This window comes from Shewanella cyperi (assembly GCF_017354985.1).
GTDB classification, from domain to species: Bacteria; Pseudomonadota; Gammaproteobacteria; order Enterobacterales; family Shewanellaceae; genus Shewanella; species Shewanella cyperi.
The window spans coordinates 2,158,721-2,184,713 of sequence record NZ_CP071501.1 but is presented as its reverse complement, the minus strand read 5'-3'; the positions used below and the strand labels follow the sequence as shown (position 1 = coordinate 2,184,713).

At 55.6% G+C, this 25,993-nt stretch carries 18 protein-coding genes; 5 read left to right on the top strand and 13 right to left on the bottom strand.

Annotated elements, in window-relative coordinates; genetic code table 11:
* Nucleotides 1-31: 31 nt before the first annotated feature.
* The 5 genes from crr to JYB84_RS09430 all read right to left on the bottom strand — a co-directional run bounded on the left by crr (nucleotide 32) and on the right by JYB84_RS09430 (nucleotide 4,794).
* Complete coding sequence (gene crr, locus JYB84_RS09450; protein ID WP_207319864.1) at nucleotides 32-541, bottom strand: PTS glucose transporter subunit IIA; 510 nt, start codon at nucleotides 539-541, stop codon at nucleotides 32-34.
* Nucleotides 542-610: 69 nt separating this feature from the next.
* Nucleotides 611-2,314, bottom strand: a complete 1,704-nt coding sequence (ptsP, locus tag JYB84_RS09445) for a phosphoenolpyruvate--protein phosphotransferase (protein ID WP_207319863.1) — start codon at nucleotides 2,312-2,314, stop codon at nucleotides 611-613.
* A 12-nt stretch (nucleotides 2,315-2,326) separates the two neighbouring features.
* Nucleotides 2,327-2,584, bottom strand: a complete 258-nt coding sequence (locus JYB84_RS09440) for an HPr family phosphocarrier protein (RefSeq protein WP_207319862.1) — start codon at nucleotides 2,582-2,584, stop codon at nucleotides 2,327-2,329.
* A 71-nt stretch (nucleotides 2,585-2,655) separates the two neighbouring features.
* The gene (locus JYB84_RS09435; RefSeq protein ID WP_207319861.1) at nucleotides 2,656-3,054 is read right to left on the bottom strand and encodes an ACT domain-containing protein; all 399 of its coding nucleotides are present in this window, start codon (nucleotides 3,052-3,054) and stop codon (nucleotides 2,656-2,658) included.
* A gap of 102 nt (nucleotides 3,055-3,156) precedes the next feature.
* Nucleotides 3,157-4,794, bottom strand: coding sequence for a methyl-accepting chemotaxis protein (locus tag JYB84_RS09430; protein ID WP_207319860.1), 1,638 nt, complete (start codon nucleotides 4,792-4,794; stop codon nucleotides 3,157-3,159).
* 351 nt (nucleotides 4,795-5,145) lie between these two features.
* Here JYB84_RS09430 and JYB84_RS09425 point away from each other — a divergent pair, with 351 nt between their 5' ends.
* On the top strand, nucleotides 5,146-5,838 hold the full coding sequence (locus tag JYB84_RS09425) for a DUF3334 family protein (protein ID WP_207319859.1): 693 nt from the start codon (nucleotides 5,146-5,148) through the stop codon (nucleotides 5,836-5,838).
* Nucleotides 5,839-5,937: 99 nt separating this feature from the next.
* Entirely contained in the window at nucleotides 5,938-6,969 is a 1,032-nt protein-coding gene (locus JYB84_RS09420; RefSeq protein ID WP_207319858.1) for a LacI family DNA-binding transcriptional regulator, read from the top strand.
* An 18-nt stretch (nucleotides 6,970-6,987) separates the two neighbouring features.
* Here JYB84_RS09420 and JYB84_RS09415 read toward each other — a convergent pair whose 3' ends face one another.
* From JYB84_RS09415 to JYB84_RS09400, 4 genes are read right to left on the bottom strand one after another with little or no spacing between them, the layout of a single operon-like run.
* On the bottom strand, nucleotides 6,988-8,430 hold the full coding sequence (locus tag JYB84_RS09415) for a serine hydrolase (RefSeq protein WP_207319857.1): 1,443 nt from the start codon (nucleotides 8,428-8,430) through the stop codon (nucleotides 6,988-6,990).
* Nucleotides 8,431-8,474: 44 nt separating this feature from the next.
* Nucleotides 8,475-8,714, bottom strand: a complete 240-nt coding sequence (locus JYB84_RS09410) for a hypothetical protein (protein ID WP_207319856.1) — start codon at nucleotides 8,712-8,714, stop codon at nucleotides 8,475-8,477.
* Between the two features lie 42 nt (nucleotides 8,715-8,756).
* A complete protein-coding gene (locus JYB84_RS09405; RefSeq protein ID WP_207319855.1) occupies nucleotides 8,757-11,192 on the bottom strand; it encodes a glucan 1,4-alpha-glucosidase in 2,436 nt (811 codons plus the stop codon).
* Nucleotides 11,193-11,206: 14 nt separating this feature from the next.
* Nucleotides 11,207-12,760, bottom strand: coding sequence for an MFS transporter (locus JYB84_RS09400; RefSeq protein WP_207319854.1), 1,554 nt, complete (start codon nucleotides 12,758-12,760; stop codon nucleotides 11,207-11,209).
* Between the two features lie 494 nt (nucleotides 12,761-13,254).
* On the opposite strand from JYB84_RS09400, the gene JYB84_RS09395 reads away from it, so the two are divergent.
* From JYB84_RS09395 to JYB84_RS09385, 3 genes are all read left to right on the top strand, one after another.
* A complete protein-coding gene (locus JYB84_RS09395; protein WP_207319853.1) occupies nucleotides 13,255-13,875 on the top strand; it encodes an FMN-binding negative transcriptional regulator in 621 nt (206 codons plus the stop codon).
* Nucleotides 13,876-14,284: 409 nt separating this feature from the next.
* A complete protein-coding gene (locus JYB84_RS09390; protein ID WP_207319852.1) occupies nucleotides 14,285-18,991 on the top strand; it encodes a PAS domain S-box protein in 4,707 nt (1,568 codons plus the stop codon).
* A gap of 59 nt (nucleotides 18,992-19,050) precedes the next feature.
* Entirely contained in the window at nucleotides 19,051-20,208 is a 1,158-nt protein-coding gene (locus JYB84_RS09385; protein ID WP_207319851.1) for a response regulator, read from the top strand.
* A gap of 17 nt (nucleotides 20,209-20,225) precedes the next feature.
* Here JYB84_RS09385 and gloA2 read toward each other — a convergent pair whose 3' ends face one another.
* The 4 genes from gloA2 to JYB84_RS09365 all read right to left on the bottom strand — a co-directional run bounded on the left by gloA2 (nucleotide 20,226) and on the right by JYB84_RS09365 (nucleotide 25,911).
* Nucleotides 20,226-20,621, bottom strand: coding sequence for an SMU1112c/YaeR family gloxylase I-like metalloprotein (gene gloA2 / locus JYB84_RS09380; RefSeq protein WP_207319850.1), 396 nt, complete (start codon nucleotides 20,619-20,621; stop codon nucleotides 20,226-20,228).
* Nucleotides 20,622-20,636: 15 nt separating this feature from the next.
* Nucleotides 20,637-22,457, bottom strand: a complete 1,821-nt coding sequence (locus JYB84_RS09375) for an alpha-amylase family protein (RefSeq protein WP_407696029.1) — start codon at nucleotides 22,455-22,457, stop codon at nucleotides 20,637-20,639.
* A gap of 95 nt (nucleotides 22,458-22,552) precedes the next feature.
* Entirely contained in the window at nucleotides 22,553-24,421 is a 1,869-nt protein-coding gene (locus JYB84_RS09370) for a glycoside hydrolase family 13 protein (RefSeq protein ID WP_207319848.1), read from the bottom strand.
* Nucleotides 24,418-25,911, bottom strand: coding sequence for a tryptophan halogenase family protein (locus tag JYB84_RS09365; RefSeq protein ID WP_207319847.1), 1,494 nt, complete (start codon nucleotides 25,909-25,911; stop codon nucleotides 24,418-24,420). Before JYB84_RS09365 ends, JYB84_RS09370 begins: the two co-directional genes overlap by 4 nt.
* Nucleotides 25,912-25,993: the final 82 nt, after the last annotated feature.

The following is a 25,993-nucleotide window of genomic DNA, read 5'->3' as shown; positions in this document are numbered from 1 at the left end:
TGTTTTTCAGGCTCCCTGCTAAGGGGGCAGATCACAGCTCGACGGTGAAGATCACGTCCTTGCCGGCAACGACCTTGCCCTGGGCCTTTTCCAGATACTTGATGTCTTCCATATTGGCCAGCACCACAGGGGTCAGCAGGCTGTCGGCATGCTCACGCAGGTAGTCGAGGTCGAAAGACAGTATGGGATCGCCGGCTCTGACCTGCTGGCCTTCCTCCGCCAGGCGGGTAAAGCCATTGCCCCTGAGTTCCACTGTGCCGACGCCAAAATGGACGAACAGCTCAAGGCCCTGGGGGGATTCAATGCTGAAGGCGTGGTTGGTTTCGAAGATCTTGCCTATGGTGCCGTCGATGGGGGCGAGGATCTGATCGCCCTGGGGCAGGATGGCAATGCCGTCACCGACGATCTTTTCGGCAAACACCACATCGGGCACCTTTTCTATGGGAAAAATTTCGCCCGAGACGGGGGCCAGTATGGCTATGCCACCTTCAAGGTTTGGCTGGCCGGAAATGAGGCGCCGGATGCGGCTGAAAAATCCCATGTATGTGCCCCCTTGGTTGTTATTGGCTTTGCCTGTGAGTATGAGGTTTATCATACTGAATTAGTAGTGCTATTTGTAATTTGTTATGCATTGGTTGAGCTGCTCCAGACGGTCGGCCATCAGGGCCTGGCCCGCCAGCAGCAGGCAGCGCTGGTAATCGGCCTCACAGATGGCTGCTTTGACCTCCAGCGCCATGCCGGTGTTGACGCTGAGTTCGTCAAGGCCAAGGCCAATCAGCAATGGCACCAGGCGCGGATCGCTGCCCAATTCGCCGCACAGAGAGACCCGCACATTCTGGGCCCTTGCGCTTTGCAATATCATGCTGATAAGCCGCAGTATCGCCGGCGATAAGGTGGGGTAATCCCGGGTCAGTTGCGGGTTGGCGCGGTCAGCGGCCATGGCGTACTGGGTCAGGTCGTTGGTGCCTATGCTGACAAAATCCAGCATGGGTAACATGGAGGGCAGGTTCATCACTGCCGCCGGGGTTTCTATCACTATGCCAAGACTCAGCTCTCCGAAACCGCGTTCTTCCTCGATAAGCTCCTGTTTGCACTCCTCCAGCAGGGCAAAGACCCGATCCAGTTCTTCCACCTGATTGACCATGGGGAACATCAGCCGGATATGGCCGTGGTTGGCGGCCCGCAGTACCGCCCTAAGCTGGGTTTTGAGCATCTCGGGGTGGGCCAGACTATAGCGCAGTCCCCGCAGGCCCAAAGCAGGATTGTCTTCGCTGGTAAGCGGCAGGCAGGGCAGTTCCTTGTCGGCACCTATGTCCATGGTGCGTATGGTGAACACCTGGCCTTCAAGGGCATGGAGGGCATCGCAATACAGACGGTACTGGCTGCGCTCATCGGGCAGCTCGCTGCAATGCATCAACATGAATTCGGTGCGGAACAAACCAATGCCATCTACCCCGGTCTTGGCGAGATGGGTAATGTCGTTGAGATTGCCGACGTTGGCCAGCAGGCTGACCTCATGGCCATCTTTGGTCATGGCGGCCCGCTCGCGGTATTTCTCCAACCGGACTCGGCGCTCGGCCTCAGCCTTGGCACGGGCGTTGAGCTGCTCCAGCAGCTCGGCATCCGGTTGATGGTGCAGACAACCCTGTTCGGCATCAAGCACCAGGGCATCGCCGTTGGCAATGTTCAGGCTGTCGAAGTTGCAGGAGAGCAGGGCCGGCAGACCGGCGGCACGAGCCAAAATGGCGGTATGACTGGTATAACCGCCGCTTTTGAGCACCAGACCACTGATATTGTCCAGCGGTAGTACGGCGAATTCGGCGGGGGTCAGATCCGGCGCCAGTATGATGGTGGGGCGGGTGAGCTTGCCGGGCTCCAGTGCTGCCTTGCCATCCACTGCGGCAATAAGGCGCCGCCCCAGGCAGCGCACATCCTGGGCCCGGTGGGCCAGGTAGGGATCGTCCATGGCCTCCAGCTCGCTCGCCTGGTGGGCAAACACCCTCTCTATGGCCACTGCAGCGGAAAATTGCAGCCCACGGATGGAATTGCGGATTTGGCCGGCCATTTCGGGGTCTTCCAGCAACAGCAGATCGGCTTCAATCAATTGATAATTGTCGCTGTGCTCGTCGAGTCCCTGCAGGCTGTCTGCCAGTTGCTGGGTCAGGCGTTTGAGTCCGGCATCAAAGCGATTCAGTTGCTGGGGAATGCGGCTGAGCGGCAGTAACCGGTAATCCAGATTACGCTGCTCTGTGGCCAGATGCAGGGCCTCGCCGAAGCTGATGCCCGATGATACCGCGATACCCTTAACGTCCATGGCCTGTTCCCGTCAGCTTAAGGTGATGAGCAGTTCGGCCACTTCCTCGACCGCCCGCTCGGCCTCATCGCCCTGGGCAAAAACCCGCACGCTGACGCCATTGTAAAGACCCAGGGTCTGCAGCTTGAACAGGCTTTTGGCGCTGGCCTGTTTGCCATTGCATTCCACTATTACATCGCAATCAAAAGACTTGGCCGCCTTGACCAGCAGGGCGGCAGGCCGGGTGTGTATGCCATGTTTGGCTGTGATGGTGACTGTTTTTTCGTACATAGTATTTCTGGGTAGCCAAATAGGATGCGCTTATTGTCTGCAAGGTGACACTGTACTGCAAGTTCAGGGTGTCATTCGGTTTGTGCCGGATACTCGATTATCTGATAGCCGCTGCGTTTAAGGGCGCCTATGGCCTGCTTGAGCTTGTCGCGTTTGACCAGAATATAGTCGGTATCAAAGGTGGATATGGCAAAGATACTGATGCTGGCGTCGGCCAGGGTGCCGGACACCCGTGACAGTATGCCGGTCATGGAAAAGCCGAGCGGCCCCAAAATCTCGAAACAGCGCCAATCGGTTTCGGTTTCCAGGCTGTCCAATTCCAGTTCTGCCGGGACCACCACGGACAATTCTTCGCGGGTTTTACCGATAAAAAACATCGGCTGGCAGAACACTGCGGCCGGCAAAGGGGTCTCCGGGCTGAAACTGTGAATGCTGTAGAGCTGCGGATGCACCGCCAAAGTCATGCGCACCTGAAATCCCTCTTGGAATGACCCGAGAACTGTGGCTGTTTGGACTAGGTTAACATAAATGTTACCAATAAAAAGAGGGACTTTAGTGTCCCTCCCGCTGGTTTAAATTTTAAAGTGTCCCAGACAACTCGACATCTGGGTACTTATTTGTTGCAGGTGTTCCGCGGCCTTGGCGTTGCCCTCGTTACCCGCCGCCAGCACCTCCATCAGCTCGGAAATATTGCTGATGTTGCGATTGATTTCCTCGGTCACCAGGCTTTGCTCCTCGGTGGCACTGGCCAACTGGGTATTCATGCCATTGATATGATCGATAAGGCTCAAAATGGCATTCAGCGCATCACCGGCCTGTTCGGCCTGGGCCTGCAGCTCCACCGACTGTGCCTGGTTGTCGGCGTTCGATTGCATCACCGAGGTGATGCCCGATTGAATATCACTGATGATGGCCTGGATTTCATTGGTGGAATCCTGGGTGCGGTTGGCCAGGGCGCGCACTTCATCGGCGACCACGGCAAAGCCGCGGCCATGGCTGCCGGCGCGGGCCGCCTCAATGGCTGCGTTTAGGGCCAGCAGGTTGGTTTGGTCGGCAATGGCGCGGATCACATCCACTATGCTGCCCACCTTGGCCGAAGCGGCACCCAGTTGTTCCGTGGTGACTTCGGCGGCCTTGAGATCGGCCACCAGGGTTTGGGTCTGGGTTACCGTGTTGCCCATCAGGGTTTGGGTTTTTTGGGCCTGCTGCTGCACACTGGTGGCGGCATCGGCAGCCTGCTGGGTGTTACCGGCCATTTCGTGGCTGGTGGCCAGCATCTGGTTGATGGCGGTGGCCACGCTGGCGGTTTCCCGGTGAATATGTTCGCTGCTCTGGCCCGATTCCTCCACGGCCACCATCAATTGGCGGGCGTCCTGGTCAAGCTCGCGTCCCAGTGGTTGCATCTGCTCTACCAGTGCGGCAATTTTGGCCACGAACAGGTTGAACGCCCGTGCCAGCTCACTGATTTCGTCACGGCCATGGGTATCAAGCCGGGCCCTGAGATCCCCTTCACCCTGGGCTATGTCTTCCATGGCGAGGATGGCGTCCTTCAAAGGTGCTGTGATGGAGATGTTCAGCATCACAAACATGGCCAGCAGCGGAATGGAAATGCCCAGCATGATCAGAAAGTAATGCCATATTGCCGTTTCCATCACGCTGTGGATGTCTTCAATATAGGCACCTGTAATTAAGGTCCAGCCCCAGGGGGCAAATTGGCGTGATTCGGTGAGCTTGTCTTCCGCGCGTCCCGTGGCCGGGTTGGTAATTTCGTAGGTGCGCATGCCTTTGCCCTTGGCCCTGGCCTGCTGTACCAGATCGGCCACCGGATTGTCACCGTCGGCGAGGCGGAATTCCCGGATGGAACGCCCAAGCCACTGCTGGCCGGCACCGTGGGCAATGATGTTATCGTCGGGGCCCACCACAATGAAGTAGCCGCCATTGCCGTAATGGCTGTCACCGAGTATTTCCAGTACCGCATCCTTGGCCTGTTGCTCGTTCAGGGCGCCTGCTGTCACCCGGTCTTCAAATCCCTTGGCGATGGACAAGACTGTATCCAGCTGGCCGTCATTTTGCAGCCACTTCTGGGCTTCCAGATTGTTGTATTGTTCACGGATGGATAAGCCGCCGAATACCAGGGTGCCCAGGGCGGCGAGCAGCAACATCAGTATGAGGCGTTGCAGGACGGACAGTTTTCTCAGCAGTACAATCATTATCACAAACCCTATGTGTTCACCGGCCCGGAAGGCCAAGAAGACCCGGCATTCCTTGCCTGAAGCAGTCGTTGCTGTTTTATGGATAAATAAAGTGGAGATAAGCGGTGGCCGAAGGGCTCTTGGCCCCACGCTCAATGGTCCCGAATGGTCCCGGCGCCCGCCGGGGTCATGATAACCCTGATATCACAGAAAGCTGTGAGCTGGATCACGGCCTGCGGCCAAAAAATCAATTGCTTAGCGCATATCCCTTGCCGGTTGGCGAATAAATGGACTAATTGGTTGTTTTGGCTTTGATTTTAAATTCGATTGCGCGCACTATTAAGTATTATTTTTCTAAGGGTTTACGCCATGAATACGCCTCCGTCTATTGTGACCTCGGACGACATACTGCTGAAGTTGTGCCACTCGGTTTCCCACGTGCTGAGCAGTACCAGCGCCAGCAGGGTGACGCATGCGGCAATGGTGCAGAACATCAGCCGTACCCGACTCAAGCCGGATCTCGGCTGTTTTTCCATTTTTGACGGCGGTTTCTCCGGCCTGGTGGTGATCAACTTTTCCGCCGCAGCAGCGGTGGAAATTTACCGCCGGTACATGATTAACATGGGCATGCCGGAAAGCGAATTGGCCGTGGCGCACACCTCCGATGAGGTGGGTAACGTGATGGGCGAACTGATGAACCAGATCCTGGGGGATTTCATCGGCAAGGTGTCCAAGGAATTGCAAACCTCCATCAGCCAAAGCCAGCCCAAGATGTTGACCATCAATAAGGAAATTACCATTTCCATTGATGCCAACCTCGATGAACCCGTCACCCGCAGGGTCTCTTTCCGTACCGAAAGCAATCACATCTTCTATCTTGAATTTGCCATGGACAGTACCGAATTTATCAAACTGGATGAATTTGAACTGGATGAAGAGTTTGATCCCGACCGCTTGCTGGAACAGCACGGCGGCAGCCAGAGTTCCCCCTGGTCGCAGATGGCGAGCAAGGGCGTGGTGGTTGGGGATGCCGACGATCTGCTTGATGAACTCGGGATCTGATCCTGGCTGGAAAAGCGATAAGATAAGTGTGTGACCGGCGGGTATGGCTCCCGCCGGGTGTCCTTTGTTGAGTGAAAGTGTTGAGTGTGAGTCTTGCCTATGGCTGCCAAAGCAACTTCCATTGATATTGCCTATCGTGCCGGAGTATCCCAGTCCACCGTGTCGCGGGCACTGCGCAACAGCCCCTTGGTGAGCCCGGAAACCCGTGAACGCATCAAGGCCATAGCCAGGGAACTGAATTACAAGGTGGACAAGAATGCCAGCAACCTGCGCACCCAGAACAGCCATACCCTGGCGTTGCTGCTCTGTGAAGATCCCACCAATGATGATTCGCTGATCAATCCCTTTTTCCTGTCGATGCTGGGGTCCATTACCCGCGCCACCGCCCGCCAGGGCTATGATCTGCTGGTGTCTTTCCAGCAGCTGTCCGAAGATTGGCATGCCGATTATGAGGACAGCAACAAGGCCGACGGCATTATTTTGCTCGGTTATGGCGACTACATGGACTACGAGCAGAAGCTGGAAAAACTGCTGGCCCAGAACACCCATTTTGTTATCTGGGGCGCCGAGCACAACAACAAATCCGTGCTGTCCATAGGCTGCGACAATGTTCAAGGGGGCGTGATCGCCACAGAGCACCTGATTGGACTTGGGCGCAAGGAGTTTGCCTTTCTCGGTGGCGCCTCCAGTCACTGCCCGGAGTTCAGGGACAGGTATCTGGGGCATTGCAAGGCGCTGAAGGCCGCGGGTCTGGTGGTGGACAAACGCCGCCAGATAGATGCCATCAGCACCGAAGCCTCGGGCTATGAAGCGGCCCAGCAATTACTGAAAAAAGGCATGGTGTTCGATGCCCTGTTTGCCGCCAGTGACCTGATAGCCATTGGCGCCATCCGGGCCCTGAAAGAGCAGGGGATAGCGGTGCCGGAAGATGTGGCCGTGGTGGGGTATGACGATATTCCCGTGGCCAGCTTTGCCAATCCGCCGCTAACCACGGTCAAACAAAATACCCAGTTGGCGGGCGAAATTCTGGTGGAGAGTCTGTTGAAGTTGATCCTTGGTAAGGAGGTGTCGACCCAACTTATCCCCACCAGCCTGGTGGTACGCCGCTCCTGCGGGGCAGGAGCGGCCTGAATCCACTTTCCCGGTGGCTTAATTGCCCATACGGGTGAGAGCTTCCCTGGCGTCGGTGTTTTCGGGCTCGAGTGACAGAGACTGCTGATAGCAGCTACGGGCCTGGTTTTTATCACCCAGTTGCTCATAGGCGTTGCCCTTGCGCCACCATGCAGCGGCAATGGAAGGACGCGCGTCTGCACCTGCCAGAGCTATGTAGCTGTTCAACGCCGGCAGCGCTTTTTCAACATCACGCTTCTCGACTATACGTAACCGCGCGGCTCGATAGAGTGAATCCACATGGGGTGATGCATCGCTGCCGAGGCGGTCAAGAATTGTCAGCGCCGCATCTATCTCACCATTCTGTTCAAAGTTTGCCGCACGATTTACCTCGGCATCGACCTTGGTCGGCAATTGGAAGGGGATGTTGAACAACGCCTTTTCAAGATCTTCGGCCAGGGGTGAAGCAACATTGTCATAGTTGGACAGGATCACCAGGGTATATCCGTCATCGGCATAACGGCGGTACTCAGAACTGACACCCGGTGCGCCACCGCTGTGGCCAACGACCTTCTTGTCTCCGACCATTTTCACGAACCATCCGCTGGCGTAGAAAGGCACAGGGCCCACAGGCGTCAGCATCTTGTCAATACTGTCCTGGCGCAGCAACTTGTTGTGGGTTAACGCCTGATCGAACTTCAGCAGGTCGAGTGCCGTGGTTCTGAGCCCACCGTCGGCCGAGGCCGGCATTATGCTGCGAACGTTGGAGCTGTATCCGCCCTTGGGCGAAGCTATATAACCAATGGCGCGCTCGGCCAAAATCTGATCTTCCTGCGCCAGCTCACTGGCATGCATGTCGGCCGGTTCAAAAACATAGCGGCGCAGATAGTCCGGATAGCTGAGTCCGCTCACCTTTTCTATGATGGCGCCGAGCAACACCATGCCGGAGTTCGAGTAGTTGAAATCAGCTCCGGGAGGCGACAGGGGCGGTTGCTGATAGATCAGTGGCAAGATGTCCCCAATAGTATGAAGATCCGCCATCTGCTGCTTGTAGGCGTCCAGCTCCATATAGTCGCCCAAACCGGAGGAGTGATTCAGCAGTTGCTGAATGCTAATGGTGTCTTTCTCCGGAAATGGAAAATCCGGCAGGTACTTTGCCAGTTTGTCATCGAGCCCCAGTTTTCCTGACTCGACCAATTGCATTATGGCCACAGAGGTCAGCGTTTTTCCGATAGAGCCGATATTAAAACGCGTATTCATCCCGTTGGGGATGTGATAGTCCCGGTTGGCTTCACCGTAAGCTGCGGAAAAAACAACTTCCCCCTGTTTGGCGAGTACGACAGTACCGGAAAACATATCCAGCTCGGCATAGCGACTGACTATGCTGTCAACGGCAGAGGCCGTTGTGGGGGGGATATCCTTGGCCATGGCCGCAGCGGGAAGTAACAGCAATGCCAGTGTCCATTTTGCAAATTTGTGCATGAGCGTCTCCATACAAGTTTTATTGATAGTGGCAGGCCTTCTCTTCACGCCAAAAGCTGATATAGGCAGCGCAAGGCGGTAACCGGAATAGGCCAGCGACGGTCAATAGCAAACCCCATGCCAGCGATGATAATGTTCGTATCGCATTGTATTTTAATAAAATATTTGTTGTCTTTGTTGGTTGGGGCGAGCGTTTTTGCCAATGGTTGGTAAAACTCACCACAGGCTAAGTTAGCTTGCTCACTTTGAGTGAGAAGTGTGCTGCCGGTGATGAAAGAGACCAATAAAAAAGCCAGTCAATGACTGGCTTTTACATTTTGTGACGGTTAAGGCTGCTGTGGATATTTATCCCAGACGGTTCCGTCTGTGATGGAGCGCACCAGCTTGACGTACTCGGCATGGGTCCAGGCCAGCGGCGTGGCGGAGTTGGTTCCCTGTCCGGTTTTATACTGGAAGCGGGTGCTGTTGCCAACACCGTCCCATACCTGCTCGGGCAACATCAGCCCCTCGTTGGCGAAGCTTTCCATGCCCTGCACATAGGTGGATACCAGGGCGGCCCTGTCTTGGGCACTGAGCTGTGCCTGCTCGGTCAGGGCCGCCAACTCAAAGTGGCCACGCTCACCGGTGAAGAAGGGCCACACCCGGCCACGCTGATTGGCACTGTTGCTGCCGGATTCGGCGTAGTTGGCCCCGCTCTGGGTATCTTCGCCGTAACCGTCATTGCCGTAACGGCGGAAACCCGGGAAGCTGCTGCCGTCTTTGGCGGTGAACTCGTACCTGAGGCGCAAGCTATCTTCCAGGGTGTTGGAGTCCATCAGGGCGAGGGTGTTGTTGATCACGGGATCGGACGCCGGGGTTACCCCGTAACGCACCAGCTCCAGAAAACCGCCATCGAGAATTTGACGTTGATCCAATCCCGGACGGCCGTTGTTGTCGGCTAGCTTGTCGGCCGCATCGGGTTGGCCGTTGGGGCTCAGGCGCACGTAATATGGCTTGTCGGACAGGGTGCCCTTACGGGTGACCATGGTGAGTTCCAGGTTATTCCGATAGCCTTGGGCGGCTTTGCTGTAGTGCTCTGCCGAAGTACTGTCACCGGCAAACTCGGCAATGGCCGCAGCGGCATGGAGGCCTGTGATGACCGCCGCCGTGGTAGAAGGTGAGAAGCCGGCTTGCTCTTCCCAGCGTTCCTGCTGGGTCTTGGGTGGCACTATGTTTATGTGGTTCCAGTCAATATTGACTTCACCACCAGTCACCAGGAAATCCGCCGCGCTCTTGAGCATATCCTTGTACCAGGAGCGGATCTCGTCGTCGCTGAGTACGCCTGCCTGCCACAGTTTCCAGCCCAACATGATGGGCATGGCGGTCTGGTCAAGCTGCACACCCACCCATTCTGTCTGACCATCCACGTGGGTCTTTTGCAGGAACCAACCCGGGGTGCCTTGGTAACCTGGCGTGTTTGCGCCGGCCTGAACCTGTTTCAGGTACTCAAAGGCGACCTTGGCGGTGGCGGTGTCTCCCATGGCCAGGAACGCCATGGCGCACTGGTAAAAGTCCCGCGGCCACACCGCCTTGTATCCTGTGCTTGGCTGCGCGGCCGACACTGTATCGCCCCAGGGATTGGACAAAGAGGCTATCAGGGCGCCCGCATGGGTCTTGTCTTCCTGGGCCTTGAGCACCATGGCACTGGCGGTCAGCAACTTGCCATTATCGGCGGTGTTGGTCACCATGGCGGGCAGCCCCTGGAGACTGGCCAGGTAATCCTGCCAACCGATCGCGGCGCCTTCACCCTTGAAGTTTGCCAGCAGCTGATCGTAGCCCTGTGCCAGGGTCGCTGCGGCAGTGGCGCTGCTGCTTTGTTCGTCATCAGCAAAGCCCAGCACCAGATCCAGGGTCAGGGTCTCGCCCGGTTTGATACTGGGGTATTGGCCTGTCATGGCGACGTTGCCGCCATTTTGGCTGCCATCGGCCGAAGTGGTTTGAAAGCGGTTTTTCAGTTGACCGTACTGACGGATTTCGTCGAGACCGTCACTGCTGCCGACAAATCCCACCTGCTGCGCAGCAAAGGGCAGGGAAGACTTCAGGGTCATGACACTGGACTCTTGTGCCGTCTTGCGGGCCATAAAGCCACCGTCCACCACCCGGGCCAGATCCCCGTTGCCGCTGTTGTCTATATGCGGGTTGGCATAGAGGAAGGGGGTGATCTCTTCAGTCAACGCACTGATGTGGGTACGCATGATGAGACTGTTGCGGTCGGGATCGGTAAAAATATGTTTTTCAATGCGATAGGCACCGTCTTTGTCCAGGTTCACCACCCGGTATGCCAAAGACTGGGGGCGGCCTTCCGCATCGGTATCGAGATAGCTGATACTGCTGTCGGTATCCTGGCTTTCAAGGTCGGTAAAGCCCTGGCCCTTGATAACAAACTGCAGTTCCTTGAGCTGGGCATTGTGAATAAGGCCATACATGGTTTCGGTCAGGACGCCATTGGCGATGGAAAACCACACCTTGCTGATGGACTTGGGGGCAGCACCGTAGGGTTCATAGCTGGTGCCTATACCCGTCTTGCCGGCGAAAGCCCAGGTGGGGGCGGCGCCCGGGGCACCCGGGGCTACCTTGATGGCTGACGGTTCTGATTGTGTTTGTGTCTGATCAGGTGCCTGTTCGCAGCCACCGAGCGTCAGCGCTGCCGCGACAGCCAGGGACAGCGCGGCCAAAGATGGCCTGAAGAGGGCGCCGTGGCTGACGTTCTTGGTTTGTTTCATCTGTAATAACTCCTTTATTGGCTGACGGTCCGGGTCTCTGCATCATCGGTTTTCACAAACCACACACTGATCCCCGCCAGCAACATCAAACTGCCACCCGTGACCAGGGCATAGATGGGTTCGCCACCGAAGCCGACTTTCAGGATTAATCCCAGTACGCTGGCGGCCAGCAACTGTGGGATCACGATAAAGAAATTGAATATGCCCATGTAGACCCCCATTTTGCCGGCCGGCAACACGGACGAGAGCATGGCATAGGGAATCGACAGTATGGAGGCCCAGGCGAAGCCGACACCAATCATGGGCAGCCACAGCAGGGCGGGGTCCTTGATAAAGAGGAAGCTGATAAGACCGGCGCCGCCGAGCCACAGGTTCATCATATGGGCACCCTTGTTGCCAAGATAGCGTGCCTGCAGCGGGATCAGCATGGCCGCCAGTGCCGCGAAGCCGTTATAGGCGGCAAACAGTACACCGACCCAATCGGCGCCATCGTTATAGGCCTTGGACAGTACATCCTGGCTGCCAAAGTGATAACCGGTCACCGCCGCCGTGGTATAGATCCACATGGCAAACAGGGCGAACCAGGAAAAGAATTGTACCAGGGCCAGTTGATGCATGGCCTTTGGCATATGGAACAAGTCATCGACCACGTTGAACACCAACCCCAGACCGCGGCGCGATTGGTTATTGCCCAGCTTGATGGCACAGTAAAATTGCAACGGACCAAAGGCGAAAATGCCGATACCCAGGATATAAAGTTGCTTATCGAGATTGCCCAGATAGATGGCGCCGGTAAGCAGGGCGCCCAGCACCATCCAGATAACGCCGGCCAGCTGATAGTCCTTGTGGGTGCGATGACGCTCCAAAGTCCCGGTACTGCCCTGGGGATGATCGCCGGCTTCAAAGGCCGCCAATTGCTCGGGAGAGTATTCCGGGGTGCTGATGACGGTCCACAGTACCGCCAGCAACAGCACACCACCACCGAAGTAGAAGGCATAACGCACCGAGTCGGCAATTTCACCTTCAGGCGCCGTATTGCTGATCCCGAAGAACTGGGTTAGCAGGTAGGGTAATGCCGATGCCACCACAGCTCCGACACCGATGAAAAAGCTTTGCATGGCGTAGCCCAGGGTACGCTGCTGCTTGGGCAGATTGTCGCCCACAAAGGCGCGGAAGGGCTCCATGGCGATGTTGATGGAGGCGTCCATGATCCACAGCATGCCGGCAGCCACCCACAGGTAGGGCGAGTGCGGCATAACAAAAATGGCCAGGGTCGTGAATATGGCGCCAATCAGAAAATAGGGGCGGCGACGGCCGAAGCGATTCCAGGTGTGATCGCTCAGGTAGCCGATAATGGGTTGCACCAGTAAGCCGGTGAGTGGCGCGGCAATCCAGAGTATGGGGATCTCATCAATGGAGGCGCCCAGGGTTTGGAAGATGCGGCTGACGTTGGCGTTCTGCAGCGCAAATCCAAATTGGATGCCTAGAAAGCCGAAACACATGTTGAAAATCTGCCAGAAGGACAGTGCGGGTCTGGCTTGCACCAGTGGGGAGCTGAATTTGGTCATAAGGCTTCCTGATTTATGGCGCTGTGCGCCTTATAGTTATCGGCTCAAGGCTGGCTTAAACGCATGGCCGGCTGAAACACTCGGCGGGGGCCTTCACCCGTCGGTGCCCGGTTTCCGGAAAGGGTGATGGAAAAAAGGCGGCTACCGTCTCCCTCAGACATTCGCCGCCAAACACCTTGAATTCCTTTGCCGGACCTATGCGGCAAGGGAAGGTACTCCAAACCCATCAGAGGCAGCCTGAGCCACCTGAGATGGAAACGACCCCACCTCGGACCGAGGTTGAAAATCAGCGGATTGATAGTACCCCCGCCTAAGTTTGACGGACAACTGCATACATACGTATTCATGGGTGCCATGCAACCTGGCGCTAACATCGAGGCCGCCATTGCAATTGGCTATGAAACTGTAAATATTTCTATTAAACAGGCAATTGCGTAGATTGCAATGGGTGAGCATGTTAGCCTCAGGTTAAAATTTTCAGCAGTGGAGGCAGCATGTATATACCACCGGCCATGGCCATGACAGACGAATCACAGGTGTTTGATTTTATAGAACGCTATCCTTTTGGCTTGTTGATTTCCAATGGTGAGCAGCTTGTACCTCAGGCAAGTCATCTGCCGTTTTTGTTGGACCGGGAGGCACGGGCGGTACATTGCCATTTGGCCAGGGCCAATGATCATTGGCGTTTATTGGACGGTCAACAGGTGAGACTGGTGTTCAGTGGTCCACATGCTTATATCAGTCCACTTTGGTACCGGAATCAACCCTCGGTCCCCACCTGGAATTACAGTGCCGTACATGTACTGGGGCGGGCTCGCTGTTTGCCGGCCACGGAAAGCATCCCATTACTGATGCGTATGTGCGACCGGTTTGACCCCGAACTCACTGGCCGGACTGAGGTATTGGCGCCAGAATACGTTGAACGCCTGTCCAAAGCCATTGTGGCCGTGACCATTGAGATAGAATCCCTGGAGGCCAAGGTTAAGTATGGTCAGCATAAAAAGACGGCCGATCAACAGGGTGTCTTTGATGGTCTCAGCTCCAGCAGCAGTGCTGAAGCCCAAGGGCTGGCTGCGGATATGGTGCGTCTGGATATAGGTACCGGCAGGGACTGAATTCCCTTGTTCTGCATGGTCTCTTGCATGTTCCCCCGCATGGTCTATTACACAGTCTCTTGCATGGTGTAGGTCGCTGTCCAGGGCGCCTTGGCCATGACTTGGCCAATAGCTATGATTCTTGGATTCCCGGTTGTCTCAGCGCCGGGTTTTGCTTTTCTGTACCTAATCTGTACCTAAGGCTGATTTTTCGTCCAGCTCTACAATTTTTCACTGCATTTCAATCTATTGACTATTCTTAATTCAGATTAGGGGACTATTGCTCCCGTCAATTGGCCATGTTCAAAGGGATTTCCATGGAAATGCTCAAGGATGTACCGCCAGCCAAGTTTTCAGCAGTTTCCGCAGCGGCGGGTAGTTTGCACGGGCAAAGGGTTCAGGTGCGCACTGAGCAGCGGAGGCCCGTCCGATGAAATGGTTTAGATATCATCTGCTTGCTGCTGCCCTGGTGCTGACATTTGCGGCCCTTGCGCTGCAATCCTTTTCCATGGTCTTTCGTAACAACTTGCTCCATTCTGAGCAGCAGCACCTGCAGGCTGAACTGACAGCCACGCTGGCGGCCATTGAGCAGCATCTGCATGAGCGTTTGCTGGATGCCAAGGTGTTGCCACTGACAATGGCCGAGTTGTTTCAGCAGCAATCTTCGGAGGTTATGACCCAAAGGCTGGACCAATTGGTGCTGCTGAAGGGGGAGTACAGCAAGATCTTGCTGCTTGGCGCCGATGGCAGTCTTGTGGCTCAAAACAGTATCGATCCCTTTGGCCGTCCGGTTTATGCCATGAGTATTGAAGCGGATTACCTGGCTGGGCTGGATTGGTTCGAGCAAATGAGCATGGGAAAACGCTTGGAGCCCGGTAACAGAAGCGGCACCCTGGTGGTGGGACCGGAGCAGTTTCTGCTTAATGAAGATCCGCTGCGCTTCGATATGCTGTTTGCGTCGCAGATCCAGGCCTCCGGCGGTGAGCTGCTGGGCTACTGGGTGGGGGTGATGGATTTTGCCCGGATTGAGGCCATACTGACCGACACCCTAAGGGGGATGTCGGCACGTGGGCTGGGCGATTCCCGACTGCTGTTGCTGGACAGCAAAAATAAGCTGCTTGCCGAATTTGCTCAGGATAACAACCGACACTGGCAACTCAATCGTGACTACACCAAGCTGAACCGCACCTGGGAGACCCGATCGCAGCAGGATAAAAGCGCCGATGTGATGTCTATGGGAGCCGCTTGGCTGTCCTTGAACGAGCCAGCGGATGCCCTGCAAGTTGTCGCCAGCCCCATCAATCTGTTCAATGAGCTGAACACCGGCTGGAGCCTGGCACTGGAAGTGCCTGAGACGGCACTGCTAAGCCGTTTCGGTTCCTTTAACCAACCCGGATTCATTGTATTGGCACTCCTGTGCTTGAGCCTGGTCGCCTGGCTGGCATTCCTGTATCAGACTGTGCTGTTACCCCTGACCCGGATTGAGGCCAGTTTGCCGTCGCTGGCACGACTGCTGAATCACAATGACAAGCTCAATACCGACGCCTTGCCGCCCTTGTTGAGGATCACCGCCTGGCTTGCCCGGGCCATTGATGCCTTGGAGACCCAATCCGGCCAGTGGCAGGAGTTTCAGCGTGAATTACAACTGCTGCGGGCGGTCAGTCACAGCCTGGATGCCCTGCCAAGGGCCGTGCTCTTGATGTCGGTGGAAGATCATGGCCGCATACTGTACGCCAGCAAGTGGCTTGAGGTCCTGACCGGTTACTCGCCCCATGAACTCAAGGGAAAGCCTTTGATGCAGCTGCTGGAGGACGGCAGTAACAGCCGCATCGAAAAGCTGCTCAGCAGCGGCATCAGCTATGGCCGCAGTTGCAACGGCATAGTCAAACAATTGCGCAAGGATGGTCATGGGTTTTACAGCCAACTGTCGGCATTTCCGGTTTGGGATCAGAACGGTGAGGTCAGCCATTATGTGGTGGCGCTGGATGACATACATGAAGAAACCGACAAGCACGAGCCTTTACCCAGTTATGAAACCCACACCCTGTCGCCTTATATCCATGGCGATCTGTTCCTGCTGCTCGACCAGGAAGGGGAAATCCTCGATGCCAGTGACGCTTTGGCCCTGTTGCTGGGCTATGAGCACAGTTTGTTACTGCAGCAGGATTTTGCCGAACTCTCGCCCTATTGGGACCTCAGCAGCAACTTCCCCGAGCAGCTCTCCCTGCTGAACCATGAGGGACGGGTGCTCGATTTCAGTCTGTCCGGACAGTTCAGCAACCTCGATGGTCGGGAACTGTGTTGGCTGTGGCTGAGCACTGGGCGTGTTGAGGACTCAGCGTCCGACTCGCCGGTGCGGGAGACGGGATATCGCGCCGCATTTCTGCAGGCTCCGGTGGGTTTTGCCCGTATCGGTATTGATGGCACCTGGCTGGAGGTTAACGACAAGTTTTGCGGCATTCTTGGCTGCAGCCGTGAACAAATCACCCTGATGGACAGCAGTTTGGCCATCAACCTGGAACAATTTGAGGATTGCCTGAGGTTCAGCGATCTGATGTTGACCAACGAACTTAAGTTTCATACCGACGAGAAGCGCTTCCTGCGTTTGGATGACAACATTGTCTGGCTCAATGTGTCCGTTTGTCTTATCCGCGACAAGAACGGTCAACCGCGATATTTCCTGATGGCCTGCGAAGACATCAGTCAACGTAAGCAGTTTGAACTGGTACTGACCGAAGCCAAGTTCCAGCGTGAGGAACTGATTAAGGGGCGGGATCTGGCTTCGGAAGCGGGGGGCATAGGTAACTGGTCCATGGACATAGAGACGGGTGAGCTGCACTGGGACAGCCGCATGTACCAGACCTACGGGCTGGATAATGACGGCCGGGCGCTGACTTATGAGGACTGGAGCAATCAGGTACATCCGGAAGATATTGAAGAAGCGGAGCTCAGGGTGCGCACCGCCATCGAAGAGCGCAGGGCCTATCACGCCGAATTCAGGGTTATCAATCGCAAGACAGGTAATATTCATTGGATTAAAGCCGCCGGGGACACCATCACTCGCAATGGCGTGGCGGTAAAGCTCTTTGGTATCAACCTTGATGTGACCGATGTGAAGCTGGTGCAGCAGACCCTGGAGCGTGAAAGTGCCGAGGCGAACCAGGCGAGCCAGGCCAAGTCGCGGTTCCTGGCGGTAATGAGCCATGAAATCCGTACCCCGATGAATGGGGTCGTCGGCATGATAGATCTGCTGCGGGATACCGGGCTCAGTTCAGAGCAGCAGCGGATGGCCAATACCATCCGGGATTCAGCCTTTTCACTGCTGGAAATCATCAACGACATCCTCGACTTTTCCAAGATTGAAGCCGGCAAGATGGAGCTGGAAATTGAACCCACCTCCCTGTTGTCTATTCTGGAAAAAACCGTTGAAGTGCTCTGGTTCAATGCGGCCAGCAAGAATGTGTTCCTGAATATACTGCCGGATCTGAGTTTGCCGCGAGAGGTGCTGCTGGATCCGGTGCGCATCCGCCAGATAGTGCTCAACCTGCTCGGCAACGCCATCAAGTTCTCCCACAACCAGCACCAACAGGGGCTGGTGATGCTGCGCACCGAATTTAGGCGCAATCATACCCAGGAGCATGAAGTGGTGCTGGAGGTGATAGATAACGGAGTCGGCATGACCCGGGAGCAGATGAACCAGTTGTTTGAACCCTTTACCCAGGCCGATTCCTCCACCACCCGCAAATATGGTGGCACTGGTCTTGGATTGACCATTACCAAATCCTTTATCGATTTGATGGGTGGCAAGATTGAAGTAGAGAGCGAGCCCAACGTTGGCAGCACCTTCAGAATAAGGCTGCCCTGCAGGACTGCGGATCCCTACGGTGAGTCAGAGCAGGAGTTGTATCAGGGGCTCAACCCGGGCCTGATTATTTGTATTGAAAACAAACAGTATCTGGTCTCAGTGTTGCACCTGCTTGATCAACTGGAACTGGAATATCGGTGCATCAACCCCCGCAATATCAGTGGCAACCTGTTTGACGCCAATTTACTGGATGATTTCAGCGGCTTGCTGATAAGCGATTATTACCAGGCCTATAAAGCTCACAAGGCGGAACATCCGCGGACACATCTGCCCTATAAGTTGTTAATGATGGATGAGGATTCCATCTCTTCCAAGGGCGAAGAAAGTGAAGGTGTCTGTGTGCTCAGTTGTCATCCGTTGAAACCCTCGGATTTGTTGGCCGGCATGGCCATGCTCAATGGTCAGCCCAATAGCCTGTGGACGCCCTTTGCCGGAACCGAGCGGGGCAAAATGGGTCGCAGCGCCTCAGAAACCGACATTGCCAAGGACAGCGAATTCCGCATTCTGGTGGCCGAGGATCATGAGACCAACAGGGAAGTGATCTCGCTGCAGCTGAAAAAAATCGGCTGCCGTTTCGAACTGGCGGAGGATGGTGCCAAAGCGTTGGAATTGTGGAAGACGGGCCGCTTCCGGGTGCTGCTGACCGACTGCCACATGCCCAATATGGATGGCTTTGAACTCACAGCAGAAGTGCGGCGACTGGAAAAAGAGCAGCAGCTTGAGCCCACACTGATCATCGCCATTACCGCCAATGCCATGTCCGGAGAAGCCGAAAATTGCCTGGCCGCGGGTATGGATGACTATCTGGCCAAGCCGGTGGAATTCAAGCTGCTCAAAAGTAAGCTGTTGGCCTGGCACGGCCGCAATAGCCTTAAACAGCGCCAGCAGCAGGTGGTCACGGCACAGGAAACGGTGGGGGAAGATAGCCCTATCGACTATCGCAAGCTGGCGGAAATCCTGGGTACCGATGATGAAGAAGTGTTGAATTCCATAGTGCAGTATTTCCTCGACGCTTTGGCCAGGGATATAGAACCCCTGTATAAGGCGATGGATGAGGGGGAGGCGGAAGAGATCCGGCGCTTGGCCCATGCGCTCAAGGGGGCCGCCAATTCCTCAGGCGCCAGCCGCTTGGGCCAGATATTCAGTGAATTGGAGCAACAGGCTGCGGCCAAGGATTTGCACCTGGTGCATGAATTCAAGACGCGGATTGAGGAGCAGGTCAGCTTGTTGGCGGCCAAGGCCCAGCCTCAGGGCGATACCCTGCAAGAATGATAAGGCCGGCCTATGGCCGGATGTGATTCACAGCGCATAGGCAGTGATGGGAGAAAGCGATGAAGGATTCAACGACGACCTTGGTACTGTTTTTTGATGATCTCGACCTGGTGGAGCCGGTAGAAGCCATAGTGGGCGTTTATTTTGAGCGCGTTATCAAGGTCGATATCCGGGTTGAAAACAAAAAGCTCAGCAGCCTGTGTCAGGCGGCACATAAACGCATGTTGCTGGTCTACTGTTTTCAGGAAGTGTCCCATGCCGAGAGTCTGAAAAATTTTCTGCAGGCCAACGAGCATTTCAATACCTTGAGAACCGTGCCGCACGCGTCCATGTTGCTGTGCGAAAAGAACAACAGAAACGATGCCTTTCAGCTGTGCTGTAACGAGACCTTTGACAGCTACGACACCATTCGTCCCGTGTATGACAATCACAAGATCATACTGACACTGTACAAGCTGATAGAGATCATCGAACTGAAGGCCGAACTGAAACGTTTTGATCAGGCCGGGCTGGATATGCAGTACGAAATGCAAAATACCGCCAGCCAACTGCAGGGATTGCATGAGTCGGTCAAGGTGGCCAGTAAACAACAGTCTTCCCTGATCACCAATATCATGCAGGATGTGGATGGGATCTTAAGTTCCATTTCCGAAAGTGCCTTTATGAAATCCTTCCGTAAGGTGTTCCATGCCTTGCCTGACGAGGAGATCAACAAGTTTATTCATGAACTGAGGAAGCACTCCATTAATCCCCAACTCAACCGACTCAAGGAAAAGAGTGAGTCTTTGTTCAATGAGTTGTCGACCCAACTGTTGGCGCAAAAGGCTGCCTTGGAGAAAAAGGATAACCTGCGAAAGGCCACCGTGGTGGTGGCGGACGATCAGGACGTGGTACTTAAAATCATAGCCACCATATTGGAGCAGCATGGTTACAAGGTGGAAAAGGCATCGAACGGGGTGGAGGTGCTGCTTAAGGCCAAGGTGCTGAAGCCGGATCTTATTCTGCTGGACATAGACATGCCGATATTGGATGGCATAGAAACCCTCAAGGTATGTAAAAAGACCCCGGTGCTGCAGGACATTCCACTTATCATGCTGACCAGCTATGCCGATGTGGAGCATTTTCAGAATGCATTGCTGCTCGGGGCCGAAGATTACATTATCAAGCCAACCAATGCCGAAACCCTGTTGAAGAAGATACGCAGCGTGCTCAACTGAGCCGCTGCCCATACTACTCATCCGGCTTGGTAAAGCTCCAGCGGTAAGCCATCGGGATCGGCAAAGAAGCAGAAGCGTCTTCCCGTGACTTCATCGACCCGGACTGCCTCGGTGGCAACGCCCCTGGATTGCAGATGGTCCAGCGCCTTATCCAGATCGCTGACCTCAAATGCCAGATGTCTCAGGCCACAGGCCTCTGGATAGCTCAGCCTGGCCGGCGCTGAAGGGAAGGAAAACAACTCCAGCCGGGCGCCACAGGGCAGACTTAGGTCCAGCTTCCAGGAGTGGCGTTCGGCCCTGAAGTGTTCAGCGAGCACTGGCAACCCCAGCACCTGGGTATAAAAGGCCTTCGAGGTCTGATAGTCAGATACGATAAGGGCAACGTGATGAAGGCCCTTCAAGCCAGGCAGCATGGGGTATCTCCTTAATTATTGCGACGCGCCGACTTCCACATGTAATCTGAAAACCGCTGAGCTGTAGGGCGGAAGCTTGAGCCTGAGTTTTCCCTGCAAGAGTTCGGCCTGGATTGGCTTGCCATCTACGTCCGTCAGCAGGGACGACAATAGCATGCGCTGTTGCCCATGACCTTCCGGGACGAACTCCGGACTAAGCTGCTGCTCCAACGCCAGGGGTTCGGCGCCAAAATGGCTCAAGACCAACAGCCTGTCGGGGCCGGATTGGCGGATAAAGCCAAACAGGCTGTTGCCGGGCAGTGGTACCAGTCGCAGTTCACCCCGCAATGCAGGCTCACTCAGCGACAGTGTCAGAAGTTGCTGATAGTAGCGTCTGAGGCCGGCAATATCCGCAGGCAAGGCTACGCCTGTGCGCTTGGCCTGCCGGTAACGCTGCAGGGTGGGGACGCCCACATAGTCGAAGATACTTGTGCGGCTGGGTTTGCCAAATCCTGCATCTTCACTGCCGTCTTCGCCCAATTCCTGGGCAAAATAGACCAGTGTCGGTGCCTGGGTCAGCAAACTGGAGACCACCATGGCCGGCAGGGCCTTGCGGGGATCGCCGGCAAACTCAGGACTGGCAATGCGCTGCTCATCATGGTTTTCCAGAAAGTGCAGCATATGGGGGGCGATGTCGGCTACCGCCTCATGGGCGAGACCGATACTGTCGGTCTCCTGACGACCCTGAATAACCGCCTTAAGGGTGTCGTACATGCCCACCTTGTCGTAGAGAAAGTCCATCTTGCCAAGGTGCAGATAGTCCCGGTAGCGGGACGGGTCATACACCTCAGCCAGCAGCATGGCGTCCGGCTTGATGCGTTTGATGTCGCTGTTGAGGTAACTCCAGAACTCCACCGGCACCATCTCGGCCATATCGTAGCGGAAACCATCAACGCCTTTGACCAGCCAGAAACGGGCAATATCGCGCATCTTGGCCCAGCTTGATGGCAGCTGCTGGGGATCCTGTTGCTGCCAAAAGGCACCATGCTTGGTCGTATTCCAGGTGGCAGCGTCGGCAGGCAGGGAAGGGAAGTCATGGCTGCCGTCGGGGCGCAATCCATAGTTTATCTTGACCGTTTCATACCAGTCATCGACCCGGGGTTGATGACTGCGACTGCCGTTGCCGGTCCACTTGGCCGGGGACTCGGCAAATTGACCGTCAAGGCCGGGGGCCTTAGCGCCGCCAAGGGGCAGGTCCTTGGGGCCGAAGTCCGGCACCTGGAAATCCGCGCCGGGCACATAGTAAAAATCATTGTGCTTGCTGTAGGCCAGTTGGCTGTTGTCATCGGCCCCGAGGCTCTTCACCCCGTCGGGGGCCGTGACCGAGTCATAGCCCCTGGCAACGTGGTTGGGCACTATGTCCATGATAACCTTGAGGCCATGGTTGTGACTGCGCTTTATCAGCGCCTCAAATTCCTGCAGGCGTTTATCGGGATCGCGCGCCAGATCCGGATCCACATTGTAATAATCCCTGATGGCATAGGGGGAACCGGCGCGGCCCTTGACTACATCCGGATCGTCCATCCCAATACCATAGGCACTGTAATCCGTCACCGAGGCATGGTGTAGTACCCCGGTATACCAGACATGGGTGATCCCGAGGGCCTTGATGTCCGCCAGTGCCTTGTCGTCAATATCGGCAAATTTGCCAACCCCATTTTCGGCTACCGTGCCCCAGGGTTTGTTCACTTGCTTATCGTTGCCATAGAGGCGGGTAAAAATCTGGTAGATCGCCGCTTTTTCGGGGGCTGCGGCAATAGCCGGCGCAATGAAGCAGCACAAGGCCAAAGCTGTCATTGCCATCTTGCAGTTCGGGCCGCTCTTGGCTTTGACCTTCGTGTGGGTCTTGTTCATCTTATTCTTTTCCGTCATCACAGTTTTCGGTTCAGGGCTTACCAGCTCAGCAGCGTCACCGGCGCGCTAAGTTGCAATTGCGCGGGCAGATTGAAGCTCTTGCCTTCAAACAGACTGTTAACCCTAGTTCCTGGGGGCAGGTATTGGGCGAAGCGCCCCATATCAATGGCTGTGGTCCCCGGGTTTTTATTCAGCAACAGCAGCACATGCTCGGCCGCCTTGCCTTCATTGGCCGGGGCTTCACGGTAGAGCACATAAACGCCTTTTTGGGGCACGAAGTGTTTCAGCTGTCCCTCGGCAAGTGCCCGCGATTGTTTACGGAATTGCGCCAGGGTGCGGACAAAGGCCTGTGCTTGCTTTTGCTCTGTGCTCAACCCCTTACCGGTAAAGGCATTGACCCTGTCATCGCCGTTGAAACCCGGCATATCCCCGCGCACCAGGCCATCATGGCGCCCTTCAACCGGGCTGGTCAGCAGCACTTCGGTACCATAAAACAACTGTGGGATGCGTTTGACACAAAACACATAGGCCAGCGCCAGTTTGTACTTATCCAGATCTTCACCCAGCACACTGTAGAGTCTGTTGGTATCGTGGTTGCCCTCAAACAGCACCAGGTTATGGGGCACGGGATAGAGATTATCGTTGACCAGTGCCTCATACAGCTCTATCCAGCCCTTGCCCCAATCTTCCTTGGTGTTGATGGCCCTGAGCAGGGTGTCATTGAGGGGGAAGTCCATCAAGGCAGGCAGTTCGGAGACATAGCCGTCGGGATTGATTTTACCCTTTTGCCAGTAGCTGACTATGTTGGGATTGGTGCTCCACTCTTCGCCGACAATATTAAGGCCGGGATATTCCCCCCGCACCTGGGCTGCCCAGCGGGTGAGGAACGCCTTGTCGGAGTAGGACCAGGTATCGGTTCTCAGCCCCGAAAGCCCGGCAAATTCAATCCACCAGATACTGTTTTGAATCAGATAAGTGGCCAGCTGCGGGTTACGTTGGTTGAGATCCGGCATGGAATCAACAAACCAGCCGCTGGCAAAGTCCTGCTGGTCTGCATCGGTGGCGTAGGGGTCCTGCGCTGTGGTACGCCTGTGACTTGTATATACAGGTTTATTGGCATAGTTAATCCAATCGGGGAAGGGCAGATCCTGCATCCACCAGTGGCCTGAGCCTATGTGGTTGAGCACCACGTCCTTGATCACCCCCATGCCCTTTTGGTCTGCGGCCTGGACCAGCTCCCGGTACTGCTGATTGGTACCAAATCGCTGATCTACGTTATAAAAATCTGTTATTGAATAACCGTGATAGGAATAGGCTTGCTGGCGGTTTTCCATCACCGGATTAATCCACAGTTGAGTGACGCCAAGGTCCGCCAGGTAATCCAGATGCTGGGTTATGCCCTTGAGATCGCCGCCATGACGACCATCCTTGTTGTCCGGATCGGCGGCATCGCCCAGTGCGGCAACATTGTCATTGCTGCTGTCACCGTTGGCAAAACGATCTGGGGTAATGAGATAGATCAAATCGCTGCCATCAAAACTGGCGCGCTCAGCCGAGCCGGACCGGCGCTCCAGCAGCGAATAGTTAAAGCGCTGCTCTTTACCGTTCAATGTCAGCACCAGGGTGATGTCTCCCGGGCTGGCCTGGCCCAGATCCAGATCTGCGAACAGATAATTGGCACTGCTGCCACTGAATGTTTTTTCAAGTTCAGCCCCATGTGCATTTTCCAGCCGCAGCTCGGCCTGGCCAATGCCCTTGCCGTGCAGCATCAATTCCAGCTTGGGGTTATGCATGCCGGCCCACCAATTACTGGGCTCGATTTTAAGTTCGGCAATATCGGGCGCTGCGATTGCCCCAAGGGACCAGCACAGGGGGAACAGGGTGAAAAGGAGTGGCTTCTTGGTCATCGGGCTAGGCTCCTGAGAAAATCTGTGTGAGAAGGCATGGCAGCGACGGTGGCATCGACTACCTTGCCCATGTCTTTGAGGTACTGGGAGAGATCGGCGGCTGCGGGAGTGTCGGCCATAGGATGATAATGAGCCGGCAACAGTCCCTGACCCAGGAACACCTGCTGCCAGGCCGCTTCACTGAAGAGCTCATCCTGATGACGGAATACCTGGCCACCTTGGGCAAACAAGTCCAGCTTGTGCTTCAGGCTTGCGGGGATATCCATGGTGGCGCAGTGTTGCCAAAAGGCAGAGCTATGGCCATGACGGCTACGGTTAAGATGGTAATGCAAAATGATAAAGTCACGAATTTGTTCAAACTCGGCCCGGGATTGACGGTTATATTCTTCGCGGCAGGCACCGCCATCCATATCCGTTGGAAACAGCCGGATAAAGCGCACCAGTCCGGAATGGATCAGGTGAATGCTGGTGGACTCCAGTGGCTCCAGGAAACCGCTGGCCAGACCCAATGCCAGGCAGTTTTGTTGCCATTGCTGTTGCCTGCGACCGGTGCGGAATTTGATGAGCCTGGGTTCGGCCAATATGGGGGCATCCAAATTGGCCAATAGACGCGCCGTGGCTTCATCCTCACTCCAATACTCGCTGCAATAGACCATGCCGTTGCCGGTTCTGTGCTGCAGTGGAATGCGCCACTGCCAGCCTGCTTCATGGGCGATGGACCGTGTATAGGGCTGCAGAGGTTCGGTGCGCTGGGTCGGTACCGCAATGGCGCGATCGCAGGGCAAGAAATGGCCCCAATCCTCGAATTCGGTGGCCAGTGTCTTGCCGATAAGCAAGGCGGCAAGGCCGGTGCAATCAATAAAAAAGTCTGCACTGAGTGTTTGACCCGAATCCAGCACCACAGAGGCGATGCGGCCATCCTGCTGCATGACCTGGGTGATATGGCCTTCAATCCGGTTGACGCCCTTGTTCTCACTGTAACGGCGCAGCATTTGAGCGTACAGACCGGCGTCAAAATGATAGGCGTGTACCAAAGGTGCCAGGGGGGAGCCCTGCAGCTGGGCGTTGGGTGAGAATCGGTTGGCCTTGGCGGCCTGATAATTCAGAGAATAACGCCAGAAATCCGTGCTGTCGCCTGCGGCTTGTTGTCTGAGCCACAGCTGGTGGAAGTCGGTGGCGCCGAGGGATTTTCCGATACTGCCAAAGGCATGCATGTAGCGCTCGCCCTTGGCACCCCAATTTTCAAACTCGATCCCCAGTTTGTAACTTCCCTGGGTCGCGGCAATGAACTCGGCCTCAGAGATCCCAAGCAACTGATTGAAGTGGGTCAGGGGAGGTATACTGGCTTCGCCTACACCTATGGTGCCCACCAAAGGTGACTCCACCAGGGAAATGCTCAGCTTTGGCAGCATGCGACTGAGCAATGCCGCCGCCATCCAACCGGCGCTGCCACCACCGACGATCAGCAGCTTGTGAATGCCATTGTTCATGATCCGGTTCCTTGTAGCTGGTTCTGTTAAAAAAATGCCCCTGTCACTGAAGTACAAGGGCATTTTTCAGTCTAGCAAGCCT

Excerpts from the sequence above, each read along its gene's own strand:
- crr (WP_207319864.1), bottom strand. The coding sequence starts at position 541 with ATGGGATTTTTCAGCCGCATCCGGCGCCTCATTTCCGGCCAGCCAAAC.
- ptsP (WP_207319863.1), bottom strand. The coding sequence starts at position 2,314 with ATGGACGTTAAGGGTATCGCGGTATCATCGGGCATCAGCTTCGGCGAG.
- JYB84_RS09440 (WP_207319862.1), bottom strand. The coding sequence starts at position 2,584 with ATGTACGAAAAAACAGTCACCATCACAGCCAAACATGGCATACACACC.
- JYB84_RS09430 (WP_207319860.1), bottom strand. The coding sequence starts at position 4,794 with ATGATTGTACTGCTGAGAAAACTGTCCGTCCTGCAACGCCTCATACTG.
- JYB84_RS09425 (WP_207319859.1), top strand. The coding sequence starts at position 5,146 with ATGAATACGCCTCCGTCTATTGTGACCTCGGACGACATACTGCTGAAG.
- JYB84_RS09420 (WP_207319858.1), top strand. The coding sequence starts at position 5,938 with ATGGCTGCCAAAGCAACTTCCATTGATATTGCCTATCGTGCCGGAGTA.
- JYB84_RS09415 (WP_207319857.1), bottom strand. The coding sequence starts at position 8,430 with ATGCACAAATTTGCAAAATGGACACTGGCATTGCTGTTACTTCCCGCT.
- JYB84_RS09405 (WP_207319855.1), bottom strand. The coding sequence starts at position 11,192 with ATGAAACAAACCAAGAACGTCAGCCACGGCGCCCTCTTCAGGCCATCT.
- JYB84_RS09400 (WP_207319854.1), bottom strand. The coding sequence starts at position 12,760 with ATGACCAAATTCAGCTCCCCACTGGTGCAAGCCAGACCCGCACTGTCC.
- JYB84_RS09395 (WP_207319853.1), top strand. The coding sequence starts at position 13,255 with ATGTATATACCACCGGCCATGGCCATGACAGACGAATCACAGGTGTTT.
- JYB84_RS09390 (WP_207319852.1), top strand. The coding sequence starts at position 14,285 with ATGAAATGGTTTAGATATCATCTGCTTGCTGCTGCCCTGGTGCTGACA.
- JYB84_RS09385 (WP_207319851.1), top strand. The coding sequence starts at position 19,051 with ATGAAGGATTCAACGACGACCTTGGTACTGTTTTTTGATGATCTCGAC.
- gloA2 (WP_207319850.1), bottom strand. The coding sequence starts at position 20,621 with ATGCTGCCTGGCTTGAAGGGCCTTCATCACGTTGCCCTTATCGTATCT.
- JYB84_RS09375 (WP_407696029.1), bottom strand. The coding sequence starts at position 22,457 with ATGACAGCTTTGGCCTTGTGCTGCTTCATTGCGCCGGCTATTGCCGCA.
- JYB84_RS09370 (WP_207319848.1), bottom strand. The coding sequence starts at position 24,421 with ATGACCAAGAAGCCACTCCTTTTCACCCTGTTCCCCCTGTGCTGGTCC.
- JYB84_RS09365 (WP_207319847.1), bottom strand. The coding sequence starts at position 25,911 with ATGAACAATGGCATTCACAAGCTGCTGATCGTCGGTGGTGGCAGCGCC.